The organism is Stenotrophomonas sp. As-7 (genome assembly GCF_030291015.1).
GTDB lineage: Bacteria > Pseudomonadota > Gammaproteobacteria > Xanthomonadales > Xanthomonadaceae > Stenotrophomonas > Stenotrophomonas lactitubi.
On sequence record NZ_CP127405.1, the window covers coordinates 120,098 to 138,897 of the forward strand.

21 protein-coding genes are annotated in these 18,800 nt (G+C 58.5%); 12 read left to right on the top strand and 9 right to left on the bottom strand.

Features of this window, described 5'->3' with window-relative positions:
• Positions 1–161: 161 nt before the first annotated feature.
• From QP457_RS00485 to QP457_RS00500, 4 genes are all read right to left on the bottom strand, one after another.
• Positions 162–380, bottom strand: a complete 219-nt coding sequence (locus QP457_RS00485) for a hypothetical protein (RefSeq protein ID WP_205405436.1) — start codon at positions 378–380, stop codon at positions 162–164.
• Positions 381–1,012: 632 nt separating this feature from the next.
• Positions 1,013–1,828 carry a DMT family transporter gene (locus QP457_RS00490; protein WP_205405435.1) on the bottom strand — a complete coding sequence of 272 codons (816 nt, stop codon included), beginning with the start codon at positions 1,826–1,828 and terminating at the stop codon, positions 1,013–1,015.
• A 321-nt stretch (positions 1,829–2,149) separates the two neighbouring features.
• Positions 2,150–3,052 carry a LysR family transcriptional regulator gene (locus tag QP457_RS00495; protein ID WP_205405434.1) on the bottom strand — a complete coding sequence of 301 codons (903 nt, stop codon included), beginning with the start codon at positions 3,050–3,052 and terminating at the stop codon, positions 2,150–2,152.
• A 9-nt stretch (positions 3,053–3,061) separates the two neighbouring features.
• On the bottom strand, positions 3,062–4,096 hold the full coding sequence (locus tag QP457_RS00500; protein ID WP_205405433.1) for a putative sulfate exporter family transporter: 1,035 nt from the start codon (positions 4,094–4,096) through the stop codon (positions 3,062–3,064).
• Between the two features lie 267 nt (positions 4,097–4,363).
• On the opposite strand from QP457_RS00500, the gene QP457_RS00505 reads away from it, so the two are divergent.
• From QP457_RS00505 to QP457_RS00530, 6 genes are read left to right on the top strand one after another with little or no spacing between them, the layout of a single operon-like run.
• Positions 4,364–5,359 (top strand): MBL fold metallo-hydrolase, encoded by a 996-nt coding sequence (locus tag QP457_RS00505; protein ID WP_205405432.1) that lies wholly within the window; start codon positions 4,364–4,366, stop codon positions 5,357–5,359.
• The gene (locus tag QP457_RS00510) at positions 5,356–5,664 is read left to right on the top strand and encodes a hypothetical protein (protein WP_205405431.1); all 309 of its coding nucleotides are present in this window, start codon (positions 5,356–5,358) and stop codon (positions 5,662–5,664) included. Before QP457_RS00505 ends, QP457_RS00510 begins: the two co-directional genes overlap by 4 nt.
• Entirely contained in the window at positions 5,661–6,497 is an 837-nt protein-coding gene (locus QP457_RS00515; protein WP_205405430.1) for a DUF692 domain-containing protein, read from the top strand. Before QP457_RS00510 ends, QP457_RS00515 begins: the two co-directional genes overlap by 4 nt.
• Positions 6,494–7,144: a putative DNA-binding domain-containing protein gene (locus QP457_RS00520; RefSeq protein WP_205405429.1), complete on the top strand. Its 651-nt coding sequence runs from the start codon at positions 6,494–6,496 to the stop codon at positions 7,142–7,144. Before QP457_RS00515 ends, QP457_RS00520 begins: the two co-directional genes overlap by 4 nt.
• Positions 7,141–7,734, top strand: a complete 594-nt coding sequence (locus tag QP457_RS00525; RefSeq protein WP_205405428.1) for a DoxX family protein — start codon at positions 7,141–7,143, stop codon at positions 7,732–7,734. The genes QP457_RS00520 and QP457_RS00525 overlap by 4 nt, the downstream gene beginning before the upstream one ends.
• Before the next feature lie 54 nt (positions 7,735–7,788).
• Positions 7,789–8,184: a hypothetical protein gene (locus tag QP457_RS00530; protein WP_205405427.1), complete on the top strand. Its 396-nt coding sequence runs from the start codon at positions 7,789–7,791 to the stop codon at positions 8,182–8,184.
• 149 nt (positions 8,185–8,333) lie between these two features.
• Here the strand turns inward: QP457_RS00530 and QP457_RS00535 are convergent, their stop codons facing one another.
• Genes QP457_RS00535 through QP457_RS00545 form a run of 3 tightly spaced genes read right to left on the bottom strand, consistent with a single transcriptional unit; the run spans position 8,334 to position 10,833 of the window.
• Positions 8,334–8,807, bottom strand: coding sequence for a PaaI family thioesterase (locus QP457_RS00535; protein WP_205405426.1), 474 nt, complete (start codon positions 8,805–8,807; stop codon positions 8,334–8,336).
• Positions 8,804–10,168 (bottom strand): ATP-binding protein, encoded by a 1,365-nt coding sequence (locus QP457_RS00540; protein ID WP_205405425.1) that lies wholly within the window; start codon positions 10,166–10,168, stop codon positions 8,804–8,806. Before QP457_RS00540 ends, QP457_RS00535 begins: the two co-directional genes overlap by 4 nt.
• The gene (locus QP457_RS00545; protein WP_205405424.1) at positions 10,165–10,833 is read right to left on the bottom strand and encodes a response regulator; all 669 of its coding nucleotides are present in this window, start codon (positions 10,831–10,833) and stop codon (positions 10,165–10,167) included. The genes QP457_RS00540 and QP457_RS00545 overlap by 4 nt, the downstream gene beginning before the upstream one ends.
• A gap of 170 nt (positions 10,834–11,003) precedes the next feature.
• On the opposite strand from QP457_RS00545, the gene dsbG (QP457_RS00550) reads away from it, so the two are divergent.
• From dsbG (QP457_RS00550) to dsbG (QP457_RS00565), 4 genes are read left to right on the top strand one after another with little or no spacing between them, the layout of a single operon-like run.
• A complete protein-coding gene (dsbG, locus tag QP457_RS00550; RefSeq protein WP_240196570.1) occupies positions 11,004–11,798 on the top strand; it encodes a thiol:disulfide interchange protein DsbG in 795 nt (264 codons plus the stop codon).
• Between the two features lie 52 nt (positions 11,799–11,850).
• Entirely contained in the window at positions 11,851–13,134 is a 1,284-nt protein-coding gene (locus QP457_RS00555; protein ID WP_205405423.1) for a cystathionine gamma-synthase family protein, read from the top strand.
• Positions 13,135–13,191: 57 nt separating this feature from the next.
• A complete protein-coding gene (locus QP457_RS00560) occupies positions 13,192–13,392 on the top strand; it encodes a DUF1737 domain-containing protein (protein ID WP_205405422.1) in 201 nt (66 codons plus the stop codon).
• Entirely contained in the window at positions 13,382–14,002 is a 621-nt protein-coding gene (gene dsbG, locus QP457_RS00565; RefSeq protein ID WP_205405421.1) for a thiol:disulfide interchange protein DsbG, read from the top strand. The genes QP457_RS00560 and dsbG (QP457_RS00565) overlap by 11 nt, the downstream gene beginning before the upstream one ends.
• 34 nt (positions 14,003–14,036) lie before the next feature.
• On the opposite strand, the gene QP457_RS00570 is transcribed toward dsbG (QP457_RS00565), so the two are convergent.
• Together QP457_RS00570 and dsbD are read right to left on the bottom strand one after the other, a co-directional pair.
• Positions 14,037–14,861 (bottom strand): TlpA disulfide reductase family protein, encoded by an 825-nt coding sequence (locus tag QP457_RS00570; protein WP_205405420.1) that lies wholly within the window; start codon positions 14,859–14,861, stop codon positions 14,037–14,039.
• Positions 14,861–16,795, bottom strand: a complete 1,935-nt coding sequence (gene dsbD, locus QP457_RS00575; RefSeq protein WP_205405419.1) for a protein-disulfide reductase DsbD — start codon at positions 16,793–16,795, stop codon at positions 14,861–14,863. The genes QP457_RS00570 and dsbD overlap by 1 nt, the downstream gene beginning before the upstream one ends.
• Before the next feature lie 552 nt (positions 16,796–17,347).
• On the opposite strand from dsbD, the gene QP457_RS00580 reads away from it, so the two are divergent.
• Positions 17,348–17,770, top strand: a complete 423-nt coding sequence (locus QP457_RS00580; RefSeq protein ID WP_205405418.1) for a BLUF domain-containing protein — start codon at positions 17,348–17,350, stop codon at positions 17,768–17,770.
• 692 nt (positions 17,771–18,462) lie between these two features.
• On the top strand, positions 18,463–18,744 hold the full coding sequence (locus QP457_RS00590) for a hypothetical protein (RefSeq protein WP_205405417.1): 282 nt from the start codon (positions 18,463–18,465) through the stop codon (positions 18,742–18,744).
• Positions 18,745–18,800: the final 56 nt, after the last annotated feature.

Here is an 18,800-nt window from a genome sequence, read left to right on the forward strand (position 1 = left end):
TCTCATTTTTTATGTAATCGATTACAGCGCATTCGAAGCATCAAACCCAAGGCTCACAGTAGGCCAGCGCCCTCTGCAAGCGCGATCAAATCGGCAACGAAAGATTGAATGTGATAGTGGCCTGATAGTCATTGGGAGCTGTTGAACAGGCCCCAGCAACTTCAGTCATCGTTCGCCGCTGTGGCTGGCCATTTGACCGACACCGGCAGTCGTGCCTGGGCACTTCGCCGCGCTCGCTTCCTTCGGCGGGGTCTGGCCCGAGCTTCGGCTTTGTTCTGGGCCCGAATGATGATGATGATCGTGATGACAATGGAGATTGGAAACAGTAAGGCGATGCCAGAAAATATGCTCATCTGGGCAAAGGTACTCAAATTGTCCATTCGCGATTTCCTTCGTGAGAGCTAGCGTCTCACTGCATCAAAGTCTCGGTTCCCACGATGGGCGCCTCTAGGCCGGTCGGTGCTGTGCGCGATGCAGGTGAGCTCCAAACAAGAGTCGAGAGATATGCTTCGCCGGTGGCGCAGAGCAGAACAACTGGTCTAGGTAGGCTTGTAGCTCACCTGCTGACAATGTTAGCCAATGAAAGCGCCCGCGAGTGCGGGCGATATGGCTGCATTAGGGGAAAATTTCGTGCCAAAGAGAGCTGCAATCTCCCAAGTGCGGGCAGTGTGGCTGCATTACTACTCAGGCCTCGACAGATCCTGGTACTACCTGTGAACTGCATTTCACTCTGCGCGGGCATCCATCAATTTGGTCGGTCTCATGTTGGCCGAGTCATCACCCTTCGCAGCAATCTATAGACTCCCACTTCGGGGCAGTGATCTGATTGTCCAAATCTCGCAGGAAGGGGCGACATCCTTTTGCCGACCACAGGACACGGTATTCATCCTTCGGTGTTCGGGCAATGAGTCGAAGGCGGCCCTAACGAAATTTAAGGGGCTAAGGCAAGCTCCGGTTTGAGCATTTCGAACCCAAAGCACACGATTCAACTGCGCAGAGGGTGACGACGACTCTATCGCTTTGTTCGAGCGCTAATCAGGACTCCAGCCAAAACTACGGCGGCGGCCAGCCCCTGGAGCGAAGTGAGGTGCTCAGACAAGATGGTGGCTCCCATTCCTGCGGCAAGGACTGGGACCGTAAGCTGCAGGCTGCCTGCGGACATTCGGCTGAGAAAGCCGCGAATCCAGTACCAAAGCGCGTAAGCCAAACCTGATGCGAGTGCACCCGAGCACACGGCATAAACGGTGCCAGTCAAGTCAAGCTGAAGCCCGTCAAACACGAAAGGGACAATCGCCAAGCAAAGGACGCTTGCCATCAAGAAGTTCTCGGCCGCTTGTGCAGTTACATCCTTGCGTGGGGCAATCAACGAATACGCACCCCATGCAAGGCCGGCGACGGCCATCAGAGCCGCGGGCACCATGGGAGGCGCACTCACCGATGGTCCAAGGAAGAGGATTAGTCCAGCAAGGGCCAAGGTCGGTCCCCACGGGCTTGATCTTTCGCCGCGGAGGTAGCCTGCTCCTACCATCAGGAGCTGCGCGCACGCAAAGAGGATCAGTGCGCCGGTGGCTGCGCTGATTCCTCTGTATGCGTAGGAGAACGCCAGCGCGTACACCAGTAGAAGTGTCCCGTGCCACAGGCTGGGTCTGCGCAACGACCATCCTTTGCCATGAGTGCAAGCAATGAGGATGAGTACAGCCGCACCTGATGCAAGGCGAATGAGGGTGAAGCTGGTTGGATCAATGGTGGTAGTGGTGAGCGCGAGCCTGGCCAGTAGCGAATTGGCGGCAAAGCCAACCATGGTGAGACATGCCAGCAAAATAATCACCGAGGCACTGGGCCTCCTGGATCCATCCAATCCATCGCTTCTCAAGCAAACCTCCTGTACCGCATCGGCGTCAGGCTGGTGAGCCACCAAACAGACAGACTCCAGCTAGGGTGGCGGGCCGAACTCAGCCTAGCTGAACCAGCTGGGACGAGCCAACCCCGACCAAAGAAGCAGACACCACCGGTCTCCACGTATGGCCGAGAGCGGACATCGATAGGGACAAGCAAAGGTTGAGCCCAGCGCCATCGTGTAGGAGAAGAGGAGGTCGCGGCGTGCGTTGATCTATCGCCGCGACCAGACTTCGCCATCAAGTGCAGGCAGTCAGACCGTGGAGCAAACAGAACTCGTCTGAATCATTCCTACGAAAGCATCCACCGCCGGGACTTCGTATGCCCCCTCACGACGGATGATGCTGAATGAACGCTCGATCGCAAGCGAATCTATAGGAAGGCGAACCAAACTTCCGTCCTGCAGGTCGCGCGTCACACTGATGCCTGGGAGCCACGCAATTCCTCCCCCGTGTATCGCTGCCTGCTTCAGTGCCTCGGTATTGCTGAACTCAACGATGCTACCGGCGGTGGCATTCAACTGCCGCAGCAACTCGGTGATCAACTCACGCGTTCCCGAGCCAGGCTCGCGCATCAGCAGTGGCAGTCCATTGATGTCCGAGGGCGTGGCCCGCTTGCGCCCTGCCAATGGGTGCTGGGCTGCTACCACTGGAACAAGCTCGTCACGGCTGAACTCCTTCGCGACAATGCCTTCAACGCGGATCGGCCCTTCCACAAACCCCAACGTGAAACGCAGGTCAGCCACGCCTTGTGCCACCTGCTCGGTGTTGCCCACGAACAGCGAAATTCCGACCTGGGGGAACGTTGATCGGAAATTGGCCACGAGACGGGGAAGCACATAAGTCCCGACGGTATTGCTGGCACCAATGGACAGCTGCCCAGTGCGAGCGTCGGCAAAGTCACGCATCGCTGCCTGCGCACTGTCGGCGACGGCGAACAGTCGCGCCGAATAGGCATGCAGCACCTTGCCCGGCTCGGTCAGGCGCATACCACGCGGCAGCCGCTCGAACAGCACCACCCCGAGACGCCCCTCGAAATCCTTCAGCTCTCTCGACAGCGCCGGTTGAGATACGTGCACGCGGCCGGCTGCGGCCGAGATGCTGCCGGTCTCGGCGATAGCGTGAAATATGGCCAGATGATGGAGGTTCATACGCATGGGCTGAGCTCAGAGCTGTCCGATGAAGTACTGGACGATGAGGCTGCTGGTTGCGACAGCCACCCACACGCCCAAGCCAAGGGCGATCGGGCGGATTCCGGTGGCTGCCATTCGCCGCAGGTTGGCGGAGAGACCGATGGCAGACAGCGCGAACACGATCAGCACTTCAGCCAGCATATGCAGCACCGGAAGTGCGGCTTCCGGGACCAAGCCAGCGGTGCGCAGGCCAGATGCAACAAGGAACCACAGGATGAACCACGGGAAAATCGCACCGAGCTTGAAGCCGCTCGCACCAACTGTACCGGCGCTGCGCCTCTTGGCTATGGTGGCCATCACCACGGTTAGTACCAGACAGATCGGGATGATCAGCGTCGAGCGGGTGAGCTTGACGATGGTGGCGTATCCACCAGCCAGATCACTGTAGGCGTAACCGGCCGCGACAACCGATGAAGTGTCGTTGATGGCCGTGCCGGCCCACAGGCCGAAGCCCTGGTCACTCATGTTCAACAGATGGCCCAACAGCGGGAACAGCAGCACGGCCACGAGGTTGAACAAGAAAATGGTGGAGATGGAGAACGCCGTATCATGATCGTCCGGCTTGAGGATGGGCGTGACCGCCGCAATCGCCGAGCCGCCGCAGATCGCCGTGCCTACGCCAATCAGCACTGTCATTTTTCCTTCCACGCGCAGCCAGCGGCCCAGCAGCCAGGCGCTCAGAAATGCAACCGTCATAGTTACGAGGGTCACTGAGAGTGATTCCATGCCGGTCTTCAGCACCTCAGTCAGGCTGAGCCCAAAGCCCAGGGCAATGATCGACCACTGCAGTACTTGCTTGCCGCCAAAGCGGATTCCCTCATCGAATCGGCTGCTGGGCGCTATCAGATTCTTCAGCAGGATACCGAGCACGATGCCGAAGACTGGGCCTCCCACCAGCGGCAACCAATGGCCCAGCATAAGGGCGACCGCCGCGATGCCTGCAGTCAGCAGCAAGCCAGGAAAGTTGCGTTGGATCCACGATGGGGCATGCATGAGAGGGCGGTTCATTTCAGCAACTGCATTGGAGGAGAGTGCAGTTTCGCCTTTGCATTCCCATGCATCTAATACAAATAATCTAACGCACGCATATCGAAAATGCATATATGGGGCCGTATGTTCTCCGATTGGATTGCCATGCCAACAGAGCATGGCGGCCATACTGAAGATGCATTTGTTGCACCTCCGCCAACGGCAAATACTGATCGTAACAGGTGAACTCCACCTGCAGTAGCGAGCAGAGCCGCACAAACGCGGCAAGTCCGAAGGAGGCAATCCATGAAACCCCCCATTGGCATCGTTCTGGCCCTGAGTCTTGCCGGAACAGTGCTGTCAACCGGCGCACAGGCGGCCCCCCCCTCCTGTGGTGCGCCGGATTTCACACAGGCGGCTACCCCCGCTCGTGGCGCGCAAGGTATGTCAATTCAGCTGCTTGGCACAGGGGGCCCTATCTCCGACGACGGCCGTGCCTCGTCCGGTGAGGTCATCTGGATCAACGGAAAGTCACGCGTCCTGATCGATGCGGGCGGAGGTACATATTTACGATTTGGCCAGGCAGGTGCTCGTCTTGAAGACCTCCGGTTCATCGGCATCTCGCACTTCCACACCGATCATAGTGCCGATCTTCCAGCCCTCCTTAAGGGCGCCTTCTTCGTGGGCGAGCGCAGCGAGATTGAGCTGGTAGGACCCAAGGGCTCTAAGGCATTTCCTGGCATGGTGGGGTTCTACGAGGCGATGTTCGGGCAGGGCAAAGGAGCCTTCGCTTATCTATCAGGGCTGCATGACGGCAGCGATGGACTGCAGATCCGTGTGCGTCCCTCTGAAGTCGACAGCGCCAAGGCCTCGCCGTCATTGGTCTACCAGGACGCTGAGGTCCGTGTGACGGCACTGGGCATTCCGCATGGCGATGTACCCACGTTGGCGTTCAGGATCGAAGGAAAGCAGGGAACCATCGTTGTCTCGGCTGACCAGAACGGACACCGTCCAGAGTTCGTGACGTTCGCAAAGGGGGCTGACCTGCTGGTAATGCCAGCGGCTATCGATGACGACGCAGACAGCGAGTCCAGCTTCATGCATGCCACCCCGCGGACGGTGGGTGAGCTAGCGGCTGAGATCAATCCGAAGATCCTGGTGCTGAATCACTTCATGGGCAAGTCGCTGCAGGACAAGGACAAGAACATGGCCGAGATAAAAACCATCTTCCATGGCGAGGTCCATGCCGGTCGCGACCTGTCCTGCTACACCCTCGACGCGAGCAAGGAAACCAAACCATGAAGCACTCGAACATTACTCTGTCCATCGCACTGGCCTCACTGGGATGCATTGCCGGCATGGCCGAGCACGCGACCGCTGCGGAGTCCGCCGACGTGTCCGTCGCCAAAGGCGCCGTATCGCACGGCGGGAAGTGCGCAAGCGGAAAGTGCGGTACGGAGAAGAAGTATGGAAAAGCAGACGTGCAGGGGACGCCACAGGGTCGTCTGGTGCGCGCCCGTGACGGTAAGTGTGGGCTGACCGGCGAAGGTCACGCGGTTGTTGAGACCGCTGCCCGCAAGCTCGCCGAAGGTGTCTGCGGGCAATGAGCTTGCTGCGGAGAGGCTTGGGTCTCCGTCGAGAGCATGCCAAGCAGCTGTGCCAGCGAGGAAACATGCCGGGTGTGGATTTCCTGGAAGTTGTCCCGGACAACTGGATGGGTTTGGGCGGTCAGTCGGCTGAAACCTTGCAGACACTGGCTGGCCACTACCCAATGGTTGCCCATGGCCTGAGTCTGTCGATCGGCGACGCGCAGGACATCGACTGGGGCTACCTCCGCCGGGTGCGTGAGTTCCTGGATGCATATCGCATTGATGTCTACAGCGATCATCTCAGCGCCTCACGCGATGACCAGGGCTATATGTACGAGCTCGTTCCGGTCCCGCGCTCTGCCGCAAGTGCCAGGCATATCGCAGACAAGGTTAGAAGAGTCCAAGAGTACCTGGGCCGCCGACTGTCTCTAGAGAATGTATCAAGCTACTACCGAGATCCGCATGAGATGGCTGAGGGCGAGTTCATAGCAATGATCTTGCAGATGTCCGGCTGCGCATTGCTTCTGGACATCAACAATGTCTACGTAAATTCAATCAACTTCAACGAAGACCCTAACGCCTTCCTGCAGTGCATTCCGGAAGACGCGGTGAGCTACTACCACATCGCCGGGCACGCTGAATCCGCTGGCTGCATGCCCTTACTCGACACCCATGGCAGCGACGTGTGTGAGGAGGTAGTGGATCTGGGAAAGTCAGTAGTAGCTCGTTTTGGCATGAGGCCGCTTGTGCTGGAAAGGGACAACAACGTACCGCCATTGCCAGCGCTGTGCGATGAACTTCAGCGGATATACGCCAGCCTGCTTCAGCAGGAAGGGAGTGGTTCACGATGAATCCACCCGTGTGGCAGGAATCTCTCCGTGATCGATTTGCCGCCATCAGGGCTGATCGTCTGCACCCATATGCATGGATTGTCAGAGACAACGTCCGTGAAGCTGTGCAGAGCTGCTTTCCAGAGTTCTGCAGGCTACGGGGAGGCGACGAGCTGCAGAGGGATGTGGAGCATTTCATTCGCCATCACGCTGCATCGCGTGCGCCCTACGTGGATCTGGCAACTGAGTTCATGCTCGCAACCAAGGATAAGCTCAATGAGAAGCAGAAGGTTGCTATTGAGTACGAGTGGTGCCTGATTGACTGCGATATGGACGCGCGTCATGTTCCGCCACCGCCCGCTACATCGACTGCGGTGCTGCAAGTCACAACCAATCCCACCCTGCGCCTCCTGGCCACGCCCTTCGATCTACTTGGTGGTGCTTGGTCCACCAATTCTGCAGCCGGGCCATCCTCACCGTACGTCTACGGAGTCTTCCGCGACCACCGGCACACGGTAATTACCTCCGCACTCACCCGGAACGATGTCAACCGCATGCTGTCGCTTGCGACAAGCGGAAATTGCACGCCGCCTGACGACTGGACAAAAACAAAACTCGCGCTTGGACTCCTGGTTCCTGGCCGAAGTAACAACGGAGAAACATCATGAAAACCGCTCCAACCCTGCTGAACCGTGCACTTGAATGGACCCGCAAGTTCGACTTCATTGCGCCGCTGTCGATCCGCCTCTATCTCCTCCCGACGCTCTACACCGGAGCACACGCAAAGGTCACGGGCTTCAGTGGCGTGGTCGACTGGTTTGGCGCTTCGGCAGCCAATGGGGGGCTTGGATTGCCGTTTCCCACGCTGATGGCAAGCCTGGCGGCAGGCACCGAGGTGGCCGGCGTGATTTGCCTTGCCCTGGGGCTGTTCACTCGCGTGATATCAGTGCCACTTCTTGTGCTGATGACCGTTGCAGGCCTTTCGGTGCATTGGTCACACGGTTGGGCAGCCATTGCCGACAAGACCACTGAGGCGAGTCTTCGAATGGACGGCCTGATGGCTTGGTTGGCCCATGATTTTCCCGGTCGATTCAACTACGTCACCGAGCTTGGCGATCCGGTCATCCTCAACAACGGCATTGAGTTCACGGTGACCTTCTTGCTGATGATCCTTGTGCTGTTCTTCCACGGCGCGGGTCGCTATGTCAGCGCGGACTACTGGCTGGCCCGAAAGTTTCCACGGGTCTGGCCGGCCTGAGTACCAAGGCTACCTCTAACCATCTTCTAGTGAACCTGCCAAAGAAGGAGCAATATGAACAAGCAAAGACGTAACCGCACCCTGACAATGCTGCTGCTGGCAGGCATTGTTCCGGTGGTATGCGCAGCCCCAGCCGAACCGTCCAACGTGCACGCACAGGGAGACAGACTGGTTGATGGAAAAGGGATGACGCTGTACATCTTCGACAAGGACGTGAAGGGTAGCGGAGAGAGTGCCTGTGACGAGTCCTGCCTGAAGCTGTGGCCAGCAGTCGTGGTGGACGCTGCGAGCTCCATGGATCCTCCCTATGGATCGATCTCTACTGCCAATGGCGTACGGCAATTGACCCACAAGGGGCGACCCTTGTACTACTTTGTCAAAGACAAGAAACCTGGTGACTCTCAGGGGGATGGGGTTAAGGACGTGTGGCACGTCGCACGGCCTGGATGATGTCGAACAACGGGAGGTCTAGAGTTCCTCCTGTGACTTCTAAGTGATTCCATCTGCGTGGCCATCGTGAAGGGGCGCGGTAGAACACCGCGGCCCTTCATTAGCTGGCAGACAACACATCATGTCTCCAGCCGACTGGCGAGCTGTAGTCATTCATCCAGCTCGTTCTTCAGTCTGATCGCGAGCATTCTTGCGGTCGCGAAGGTTGTACCATCCCTGCCCATCTCCAGATCAACGAAGACCTTTCTGCCCTCGCTGTGATGCAGCTTTCCGACCAACGAAAGTTCGACCTCCAGAGGAGTCGGCTGCAAAAACTCTACGGAGAGCGAGGCCGTGACATAGCGGGTCGCTATGGGACGGTCGTCAAGAACTGTCCCTTCGTCTGCGCAATGAAATGCAGCAGCGGCCGCTGTCCCGTGACAGTCAAGCAAAGAAGCTACTATGCCTCCATAAGCAAATCCGGGGACCCCGCCGCAGTAGATCTTCGGGATTGTGAACGTCGCTTGCACCTGCTTGTTGACATACCAGCTCTTGAGCCGGTGGCCATGGGGGTTGGATTTCCCGCAGCCAAAACAATGAGAGAACGCTTCCGGGTAGCGATCCTGGATGGATAAGAGACTCACAGGGATGCCTTCGTGAATTCTTGTGGATGGTCTATCTCGACAGATCGAAAGGTCAATGTTGCCTTCAATCCGCCACCGGGTACTGCAGAGTACTGAAGCCGACCGCCGAAGCGACGGCAGATTGCATGCACGATTGATACCCCAAGACCTGCGCCCTGCGTGGCATCTCGACCCATGTCTCCTCGCCAGAAGCGCCGCCCCAACTGTGCAGCCTGGTCTTCGCTGATTCCCGGTCCCTTGTCCAGGATGCTCACTTCGATGACCGAGTCGTCAGAGAACGAAAGGCGAACATCGACCATGGACTCGGCAGGTGAGTAGCGCAGCGCGTTGTCCAGGAGATTGCGAAGAGCGGTATCCAGCAGCGCCGCCGATACATCGGTCGAGCGATCATCGTCGGGCAGCGAAATTCTTATCCGATGATACTGCTCGTCGCAGAAGCGACCAACGACCTCCGAAACCACCCCGGCAACGGAGATACAAGGATCTATCGGTATGGCGACCGCCTCAGCACGAGCCAGGTTCATCAGTTGATCGAGAGTTCGATGCAGGCGTGCCGCGCCAAGCTTGGCCCGGGCTATGGAACTTGCCGCCGAGTCGGTCGACTTGTCCTCGGCCAACTGAAGGTGTGTGACAACGGCAGTCAGTGGTGTTCTCAACTCATGAGCAGCGGCATCGGTGAATGCCCTCTGGTCACTCAGCGCCTTGGACAGCCTGAAGATCAGGCCATTGAGCGCGTGGACGACCGGGCGAAGTTCAGGAGGCACGCGGCTATCGGGAACTGGACTACTGTCGTCCGGAAGCCTCGACTGAAGGTGAGAGCTGAGCGAATGCAGTGGCCGAAGGGCCTGTCCGATGCCAAACCAAAGCGCAGCAAGAGCTCCGAACAGCGCTATCAGGAACGGGATGCCCGCACCGACGAGAACCTCACGGCTGATTGCTAAACGCTGATCCATGCGGTCAGCGGTGGTGATCTGGTAGCCGCCCTCACGGAGGGTGTATACCCTCCACTGCTCGCCGTCCACGCTCTGCGTCGACGCGCCTAGCGGAAGATCCTTCAGCTCACCGCCAAGATGAGGATCGGTTAGGGCAAGAAGCTCGCCATCCAATGAACGGATCTCGCATGCAATGCCATTCCCTCCGCCAACACGGATCGCATCCACCCAGTCCTTTGAGAACGTTCGTGGTGTCAAAGATGACCGGAGCATTAGACCAGAAGCCATTCTGGCAGACATCTCCAGGCGCTGATCCAAGGAAGCATCAACCCTATCCCGCACATCTCGAATGATCCATCCTGCCGAGACAAGCCAGAGCGCAATAAGTGAAAGACCGGCAATAAGCACCGCACGAACGCGAAGGCTCATTGTCCAATCCCCCAACCAAGGCGATATCCGAGCCCGCGACTGCTCTCGATTGACTCAGCTCCGAGCTTGCGCCGGATGTTGTAGATGTGAACATTCATGGCGTTCTTGCCAACATCCTCACTCAGCCCATAGAGCTTTCGATTGAGGGATTCAACACTCGTCCACCGCCCGCGACCATTTGCGAGGTGGCTGATGAGATCTACCTCTTTGCGTGACAGGGAAACTGGAGCCCCATGGATCCAAGCGAGACCAGACTCGGGCTCAACCTTCAGCGGCCCAGCAATGATCTCGTGCACTCCACGTCCAGCCACACGTCGGATGAGCGCATGCAGCCTTGCCGAAAGCTCCCGCATGTCGAAGGGCTTGACCAGATAGTCATCCGCGCCCTTTTGCAGACCGCTTATCCGATGATCGACTCCATCACGTGCTGAAAGGATCAGCACTGGAACTTCGCCATCCATTCTTCGCAGGACGCTCAGTAGATCAAAGCCGTCGCGGTCTGGAAGGCCAAGATCAAGCACGATGGCGTCGTAGACGTTATCGACAAAGCGCGCCTCCGCCTCCGAAGCACTGGAGGCCAGGTGAGTGATGAAGCCGTGCGGCACGAGCCCTTCCTGGATGCCACAGGCAATCAGATCGTCATCTTCAATAAGCAGCACACGCATTCTGGAAGGTACCTTTGAGGTGCTCGTCATTCTAAGAGCGAAGCACCTCGACGGCACTTAGTCTGGCTTTAGTGCGATTCGTCAGGATGACCTTGTTCATGTTCCCGTCCCCCGCGCACAGCTGCGGCTTTCGAGCGCTTGCGGACATCCCCCATCAGCAGGAGCAAATCATGTTTCCCACGACCCCTCTCGGGCGAATCGTACTGGGAGTAGCCGCCCTGAGTCTGGCTTCATGTACCCAGGCAGAAGGTGCTTCAAAGCCTCCCGCAGTAACCCGCCCTGCTGTACTTGCCGCATTGGAGCGGCAAGGCGTCTCCGTAGCGGCTGAGTTTGATGCCTCGTCCGAGGTTCGCGCATACGCTGGCTCTATCAACCAGCAGCCGATGGCCATCTATGTGATGGGCGATGGATCTGCCGTAGTTGGAACCCGGCTTGGGCCTGACGGTAAGCCGGTGGACGAGGAGAAGATCCAGAAACTGGTGCTCAAGCCCATGAGCGAGGCTGTCTGGTCAAAGCTGGCCGCATCGACGTGGGTACAAGATGGCAGCCCGGATGCTCCGCGGATCGTCTATGCATTCGGTGATGCGAACTGTCCTTACTGCCACAAGTTCTGGGAGGCGGCCCGCCCCTGGGTAAAGTCGGGGAGGGTGCAGATTCGTCATGTCATGGTTGGCATCATCAAGGAGGACAGTGCCGCCAAGGCTGCTGCAATTCTCGGCGCAAAGGAGCCGGAGGCAGCGTTGAACATCAATGAGATGCATGCGGACAAGGGAGGGATACGTCCTCTCGCGAGCATTCCTCCCAAGGTAAACGAACAGCTGCAGAAAAATGCGCTCCTCATGGTCGAGCTTGGTTTCAGCGGAACGCCGGGCATCCTTTACAAAGATGCATCGGACGTGGTTCAGCGAACCAATGGCATGCCGCCGCCCCAAGCTCTGGAAGCCATCCTCGGGCCAAGGCCCTGACAGGTGCCTCCAGCTCAACCCGTACCCTTCCCTCTGCATAAAGCATTGAAAAATGAACGAGAACCGATTCCGAAAGCGCTCTGTTGCCGGCCGCGAGCTACATCCAGAGACGCTGATGATGTCCTATGGCTATGACCCGTTTCTGTCCGAAGGTGCCGTGAAGCCGCCGGTGTTCCTCACCTCGACGTTCGCCTTCAGAACGGCCGAAGAAGGTGCAGAGTTCTTTGACTTGGTCTCCGGCCGGAAGCCCACACCCGAAGGACAGTCTCCTGGGTTGGTCTATAGCCGTTTCAACCACCCCAACCTGGAGATCATTGAGGATCGATTGGCTGTGCTGGACGGATCGGATGCCGCAGCTGTCACTTCCAGTGGAATGTCCGCGATCAGCTCGGTGCTACTCGCATTCCTCCGGCCTGGAGATCAGATCGTTCAGTCGGCGCCGCTCTACGGCGGAACGGAGACACTGATTGCGAAGATTCTCCCCGAGTGGGGCATTGGTTCCGTCGGGATAGACGACGGGCTTTCCCCTGACTCGCTGCGCAGCGCACTTGAGGCTGGTGCAAAGCGAGGGCCAGTGAAGATCTGCTATGTCGAGACGCCTGCCAATCCCACTAACGACCTGGTTGACCTGCAGGTCCTCAAGAACGAGATCGATGCGTTCGCGGCACGGCATGGCTACCGCCCGCTCATCGTGTGCGACAACACGCTGATGGGCCCAATCTTCCAGCGCCCCTCACTCCACGGCGCGGACCTTTGTGTCTACTCCCTGACCAAGTACGTGGGCGGCCATAGTGATCTGGTAGCAGGCGGCGTAACTGGTCGGAGGGAGCTCATCTCCAAGGTGAAGTCCACCCGGGGTGCATTTGGTTCGCAGCTCGATCCGCACTCCTGCTGGATGATTGCACGCTCCATGGAGACGCTTGTCTTGCGCATGCGTCAGGCGGCGGCAACGGGCAGCAAGGTCGCTGATTGGCTGTGCAAGAACTCCCACCATCCTGTAACCGTGCTTCACCCGGAAACCATCGCAGACGCTCGGTATCAGGCCGTGTACACGCGACAGTGCACAGGGCCGGGCTCGACGTTCTCGTTCATCTTGGAGGGCGGCGGCGCCCAAGCATTCAAGTTCATCAACGCACTTTCGCTTTTCAAATCCGCAGTCAGTTTGGGTGGCACGGAGTCACTTGTCTGCCATCCGGCATCGACGACTCAGTCTGGCGTGCCTGCGGAGCTCCGTGCGAAGGCCGGTGTATTCGAAGGATTGATCAGACTCTCCATTGGTTTGGAGCATGAGGATGATCTCATCGCGGATATCGAGAACGCTCTGAAGAGCTGCTGATTGAACACCGCTCCGCCAGGGATTACCTGGCGGGGCTTAACCTTGAGGGGTGCAGGAATGAAAGAAGCGAAGAGTACGCAGTTGGTCTATCGACTTCTTACCGGTGTTGATGATGCTGGCTTCTGCAAGCGAGTCAGTGCTGCACTGAGAGATGGGTTTCACTTGCATGGCTCACCTGTCATGACGTTCGATGGTGAGAAGGTCATTGTTGGGCAGGCAGTCACCAGGCGCATGAGCGAATCTGAGCATGGCGATTGAGACTCTGGGAACGGAAAAAGTGAAGTTGACTAGGCGTCCGCGTGGACTGCACTGCGTATCGATGGTCGCGTTTCTGGCTATCGTCTCGCTTGGCGGTTGTGGCCAGGCTCAAGGAATTGCAGGATGGAGCATGGATCATGTCGTCTCAGACGTTCCGGTTCCTGAGCCTGTATTTGATGCGCTGGACAGGGCCTCCTACGTCCAGGATGGGAGCAGTCGAGCACCCGATATCATCTACGTCTTCTCGGACCCAAATTGCCCGCATTGTCATGCACTGTGGCATTCGCTCAGACCCTGGGTAGCCTCAGGAAGGGTCCAGGTCAGGCATATACTCGTTGGCCTAATCAGGGCAGACAGCCCTCAGAAGTCTGCAGCGATCTTCTCGTCATCGGATCCATCAGCAGCGCTGGCCATAGTGGCCGGCGGCGGGGAGGTCGAACTTGACCCGGATCTGCCCCTGCAGGCAGTTTCTGACAATCAAGCCCTAATGGAACGTCTTGGGTTGAACGCGACACCTGGGATGATCCTGCATCTGAGCGGGGGGGCAACTTCCGCCGCGATTGGTACGCCGGGCAATGACTGGCTGGTCAGCCAGTTGGGCAAGCCCTAGATCAGCTCGTTGAGCCACTCACCCCCGTGATCGTCTACTGATCCTTCGCGACCTTCTGACCAAATAGCGCTGCCGCCTTGGTCCTGAGGGCTGCTTCACTAAGCTCGCCCACATGAGTGTGAACCAAGTGTCCACCTGAGTCATAGAAGAGCGTTGTTGGGTAGACTTTCGCCCCCACCGCCTCCGCAAAGGAAGCGGTTGGATCCAGCAGTACGTTCTGGGATGAAAGTCGGTTCTGTTTGATATAAACCACTACATCAGCAGCTCCCTCCCCTTGGTTGACAAATGCAATGGTCGCACCCGGCAGCTCACGTTGGGCTCGTTGCATGGCTGGCAGCTCCCTACGACACGGAGGACACCAAGTCGCCCAGAGGTTCACGATGATCGGCTTTCCTTTCAAGCCGGAAAGATCGTAGGGTTGCCCTCCTGGATGGAGCAGTGACAGATCCGGGATGGGATCACCCTTGGGCTGCATCTGGTCGACAAGCGCCAGCGTGCCCCATCCCACTGCAGCCCCGACGATGATCGAGCTCGCTGACTTGATCATCAGTGTGTTTCTGCCACGTGTGCGCCACAGCGCGACGCTGACGGCAGCGACGAGGCCGAGCCACCCAACATAGCCTCCATCACCAATGGCCATCACAGATAGGGGCTCGGTGAGGTATTCGCGCCACCAGATCACGACGTAGCCCATCCTGGCCGTCACAACGGCTATGGCGACCGCGTCTACAGCCAGACTGATCGCGAGCGCTCGATCCTTCGAGGGCTGCCTCCGAAGAAGCATGCGCAGAGTTAGGTAAACAGATGCTGCTCCCAACAGCACAGGAAGAACAAGGGGCCAGACATGGCTCATCGACATCAGTGGCCCTCCGTCCGATTCAGCGTCGTGAGGAAGCTCTCTAGGCCCACTTCGCCGGTAATCCTTAGATCGCGTCGCTCACGTCCATCAGGATCAAAGAAGAGAATGGTCGGGGGGCCAATGACTCCGTAAGCCTGAAGGAGTTCCTGGTCGGCGCGATCGTTTTTGGTCACATCAGGGCGCACCACGTGCATGGCGGACAAGCGTGATCTAACGTCCCTATCGCTGAATACATCGCGTTCCATCACATGACAGCTGATGCACCAGTCTGCATAGAAGTCCACCATCGTCCACTTTCCTTCCAGAGCCGCATCCTGGATTTGCCTCTTTAAGTCCGAGAGTGAGGCTGTTTCAGCAAACTCCAGGGATTCAGCTTCTGTAGTGGCGTTTGCCAGGAACGCCAGTGGTCGAAGAGGATCAGGGTGACCGGCTGCCGTTCCAAGGACGATGGACATTGCCCAAGTAGCCGCCACCATCGAGGCGGCCTTGCCGAAGGAGGATGCGGCTCCCTTCATTACGTGCTTGGCGAGCGACAGAAGTGCCATCGCGGCAGCAAGAAGCAGTGTTGCCCAAAGCAGCGCAGTAGCCGATGGGGGCATGAATCGCGAGCCCATCGAGACGGCGGTAGCCAGCATGACGTAGCCAAATGCAGATCGCACACGGTCCATCCACTTCCCAGGCTTGGGTAGGACTCGAGGGCCGAACGCTGCCAGGGCAAGCAGCGGCGCCCCCATTCCCAAGCCCAGTACGAATAGTGCGGCGGCGCCAAACAAGGGGCTTCCAGACTGCCCGATGAAGAGGAGCGCGCCAGCAAGTGGCGCGGTCATGCATGGCCCAATGAGCAAGCCCGACAGCGCGCCCAGAACGACCGCGCCAGCGTAGGCCCCACCTCCCTGTCCGGCACCGAGTGAGTGCAGGCGATTGGTCAGCGCCTGAGGAAGTTGAAGCTCGAAGGCACCAAAGAGCGACACAGCAAGTGTCAGGAACACTAAGGCTAGTGGCCCAAGGAGCCAAGGTGACTGGAACATCGCTTGCAGGTTTGCGCCGGCAAGACCAGCAGCAAGTCCCATGGCGGAGTAGGTAATTGCCATCGCGAGTACATAGGCGGCAGTGAGGGCGAGCGACTTGCGGGTGGATGAGCTCGATCCGATCACGATGCTAGATACGATCGGGATCATTGGCAGCGAGCAGGGGGTGAAGGCCAGTAGTAGGCCGAACCCAAAGAACATCACCAGTGCACCCAGGCTCTTCGAGCTCAGGGCGGATGCAGCCCGCTGATCGTCAGCGAGATCTTCCGTTGCTTTGACGGGAGAATTGAGCTGAGCTGGGCTATCTTCGGCAGGCGCCGCAGCGAGGTCCACGCTCACCTGCGAGTCCGTGGGAGCTGGTGGAGCAGCACCTTGTGCGTCGACATCGGCGTGTTCGACGCGACCCGCATCGGCTGGGCGCCGCTCGGGTGAGGGGGTGACGCGTGCAGTGGTGGGGACTGGCGGAGTTGAGGCCGTCTCGGCCGCGGTGGTTCCCTGCGGTGGCAATTTCGTACGAATCTTCTGTGGTGGATAGCAGATGCCGGCCTCCGCGCAACCCTGCCAATGGATGTCCACAACTTCATCCGGCTTGCCAAAGATGCGCAGCGCAAGGGCATCGCCCTTGTATGTTTCTGTGTCGCCGAAGAACTCGTCATGCTTTGCCTCAGCTGGAGGCAATTCAATCCTCAGTGCTTTCCCAGTGCTGTCGGTTGCCCGCAGGGAGTGCTTGTAGATGTAGTAGCCGTCAGGAATGTGAACCGCTGCCGTTGCCCCATCAGCGGATGATTCCGGAGGCGCTAGCTGGAAGACCTCATTCGCCGGAAGTACCTCATTGTCAGTGCCCCACGGAAGCGGGCTTGAGCTTGCCGTCGAGAGGAACATCATCGAACCCAACAGGGCGGCCACAACCTTGGTCCAAACTCTCACGCTCTTCGCTCCGTCTACTTGGCCGTGCGAAGAGTAGGTGTGATCGCTAAATTGATAATCGCGTGTCGAACTGAACTCGTCCTGGGCGGGTGGTCCCCGAGGGCGGGGCGTATGGTGGCCACCGCATATTCCAAAAGCGTCAGCGGGGAACCCGCGCGAGTTCAACCTTTTGTTGGCGGTCTGGCTTCGCCGGGAGATCCGCTGCAGGGCAGGAATGACAGCTTTGATCCGGAAGATGTACTGCGGGCGGGTCGCCTTCAGGCAGAGTGGCTGAACAGGGCGAGCGGGCGGCAGGTTGCAGGAGGCAGGCTTTTGGCTGTGTCGCTTCGCAAAGGACAAGCGTCCGTGCACGACCTCGGTGCCGTTTGAATCAGCAGCTTGGGGCCTGTTCCACTGCCGGACGGCACTGGCTGAGTTCTTCTGCACTCCACGACCAGAGCTTTCCAATTTTGCGTATTCAGGTTGTTGTCTGTCACCTACGGGCAACGCAGACCATCTTATGGTTGATATCTATTCAGCCAAGGTCAGGCTATGCCTATTCGTGCAGCGGCATATGTCAGTGAGTCAGCCGATCTCGATCTCGGTAAGATCGATCAGATAGTCTCGGATGCAGCTGCCTTCAACCTTCAGGCAGGCGTAACCGGGGTACTTCTGTTCGACGGAGCTAGGTTCCTGCAGTACATCGAAGGTCCGGAGGACGGGCTTGGTGTTGCCCTACAGCGCGTGTACGGGGCGACATCCCACCAGAACGTCATCGAACTCAATCGAGGGAGGCTGGGGCGCCGCCAATTCCCTTTCTGGTCGATGCACTGGATTCGTGTAGACCAGATGGCATTAGGAAAGGTTGCGATCTCGGACTGGACGGGCTTCGCTCGGGCCGGCGAAGACCTAGATGGAAGGATCACGGCCGTGGATCAACTCTCGGTCATCGTCTCTCCGCATTTGATGGCCTGACGGCGTCGCAGGTCGTGCGACGCGCAAGCGTAAGCTGATCTGCATGCTTCCTTCTATCGGCTACCAGAGCTTCCGCACCGCCCCAATTCCCTCGGGCTGGGTCCAGATGGGTGGCCGCTGGGGACTGTGGTGGAACGGGCGCCAGGTCGCTAGCATCAGCCCAACCCGCGAGGGTAGCTACCGTCTGCATCTGAACGCTTTGAAGATGTGGCAGACCAAAAATGCTCCCGTCGTCAGCATCCGGCAGGGCAAGCGCTTCGCAGAGCGATGGTGCGCCGCTAGGCTGTACCCGGGCATGCCGCTGCGAGAGGCGGTAATCCGACTGACCGACAACACGCCGATTGAACCAAGGGGGCCGCTCCCGGGCCTGCCGCCTACCCGGGAGCAACAGCGGCAGGCCGAGCGTTTAGGCGCGGCAGCGGCGGCTGCTTCTGCGACGGTCATGGCTGCGCTGGAGCCGCAGCGACCTCCCGCAATAACGTACCCACGGCACACATCCGAAACTAGCCGAACGTAGCTGCCGGGGTTGGCTGGTGACTAGGAGGGCTTTCGAGACTAGGCGGATGTCCGCTTGTGGCCGAAAGCTGACATCCTTCCACATCGAATCCAGCGTTGCTACAAAGGGCGCTATTCCGACCCCATCAATCCATTCGCCCAATTGTGCTTATGCCCGAGAAACAGGAGCCTTGCTGATGTCTACGATCAATGAGCCTTGGGATGTGACGATTGCGCTGCGAGATCTATCCGCCGATCTGGCACGACATGTGCACGCGGCGACCGTCCCAACACATCGTGAGTTGAGCGAGTGGCTGCACTATATTAACCGGGCGGCTCCGGTGTATTGGGCACTTGAAAGCGCCTGTGAAGACATTGTTGAGGATGGCGTTACGGAGGCCCGAGTTCAGGCGCTAAAGCAAGCCCTGACCTATGCCCAAGGACAGGTTGAGTACTGGCATAGGAAGGATCGATGGTAGATTACCTCAATCCTATTTTTTCGCGCGCTATCTCGTTCTAAAGAGCGTGTTAGGCG

What these genes read in the sequence shown, in the direction of transcription:
- QP457_RS00485 (WP_205405436.1), bottom strand. Translation starts at nt 380, where the DNA reads ATGGACAATTTGAGTACCTTTGCCCAGATGAGCATATTTTCTGGCATC.
- QP457_RS00495 (WP_205405434.1), bottom strand. Translation starts at nt 3,052, where the DNA reads ATGCGTATGAACCTCCATCATCTGGCCATATTTCACGCTATCGCCGAG.
- QP457_RS00500 (WP_205405433.1), bottom strand. Translation starts at nt 4,096, where the DNA reads ATGAACCGCCCTCTCATGCATGCCCCATCGTGGATCCAACGCAACTTT.
- QP457_RS00505 (WP_205405432.1), top strand. Translation starts at nt 4,364, where the DNA reads ATGAAACCCCCCATTGGCATCGTTCTGGCCCTGAGTCTTGCCGGAACA.
- QP457_RS00510 (WP_205405431.1), top strand. Translation starts at nt 5,356, where the DNA reads ATGAAGCACTCGAACATTACTCTGTCCATCGCACTGGCCTCACTGGGA.
- QP457_RS00515 (WP_205405430.1), top strand. Translation starts at nt 5,661, where the DNA reads ATGAGCTTGCTGCGGAGAGGCTTGGGTCTCCGTCGAGAGCATGCCAAG.
- QP457_RS00520 (WP_205405429.1), top strand. Translation starts at nt 6,494, where the DNA reads ATGAATCCACCCGTGTGGCAGGAATCTCTCCGTGATCGATTTGCCGCC.
- QP457_RS00525 (WP_205405428.1), top strand. Translation starts at nt 7,141, where the DNA reads ATGAAAACCGCTCCAACCCTGCTGAACCGTGCACTTGAATGGACCCGC.
- QP457_RS00530 (WP_205405427.1), top strand. Translation starts at nt 7,789, where the DNA reads ATGAACAAGCAAAGACGTAACCGCACCCTGACAATGCTGCTGCTGGCA.
- QP457_RS00540 (WP_205405425.1), bottom strand. Translation starts at nt 10,168, where the DNA reads ATGAGCCTTCGCGTTCGTGCGGTGCTTATTGCCGGTCTTTCACTTATT.
- QP457_RS00545 (WP_205405424.1), bottom strand. Translation starts at nt 10,833, where the DNA reads ATGCGTGTGCTGCTTATTGAAGATGACGATCTGATTGCCTGTGGCATC.
- dsbG (WP_240196570.1), top strand. Translation starts at nt 11,004, where the DNA reads ATGTTTCCCACGACCCCTCTCGGGCGAATCGTACTGGGAGTAGCCGCC.
- QP457_RS00555 (WP_205405423.1), top strand. Translation starts at nt 11,851, where the DNA reads ATGAACGAGAACCGATTCCGAAAGCGCTCTGTTGCCGGCCGCGAGCTA.
- QP457_RS00560 (WP_205405422.1), top strand. Translation starts at nt 13,192, where the DNA reads ATGAAAGAAGCGAAGAGTACGCAGTTGGTCTATCGACTTCTTACCGGT.
- dsbG (WP_205405421.1), top strand. Translation starts at nt 13,382, where the DNA reads ATGGCGATTGAGACTCTGGGAACGGAAAAAGTGAAGTTGACTAGGCGT.
- QP457_RS00570 (WP_205405420.1), bottom strand. Translation starts at nt 14,861, where the DNA reads ATGTCGATGAGCCATGTCTGGCCCCTTGTTCTTCCTGTGCTGTTGGGA.
- QP457_RS00580 (WP_205405418.1), top strand. Translation starts at nt 17,348, where the DNA reads ATGCCTATTCGTGCAGCGGCATATGTCAGTGAGTCAGCCGATCTCGAT.
- QP457_RS00590 (WP_205405417.1), top strand. Translation starts at nt 18,463, where the DNA reads ATGTCTACGATCAATGAGCCTTGGGATGTGACGATTGCGCTGCGAGAT.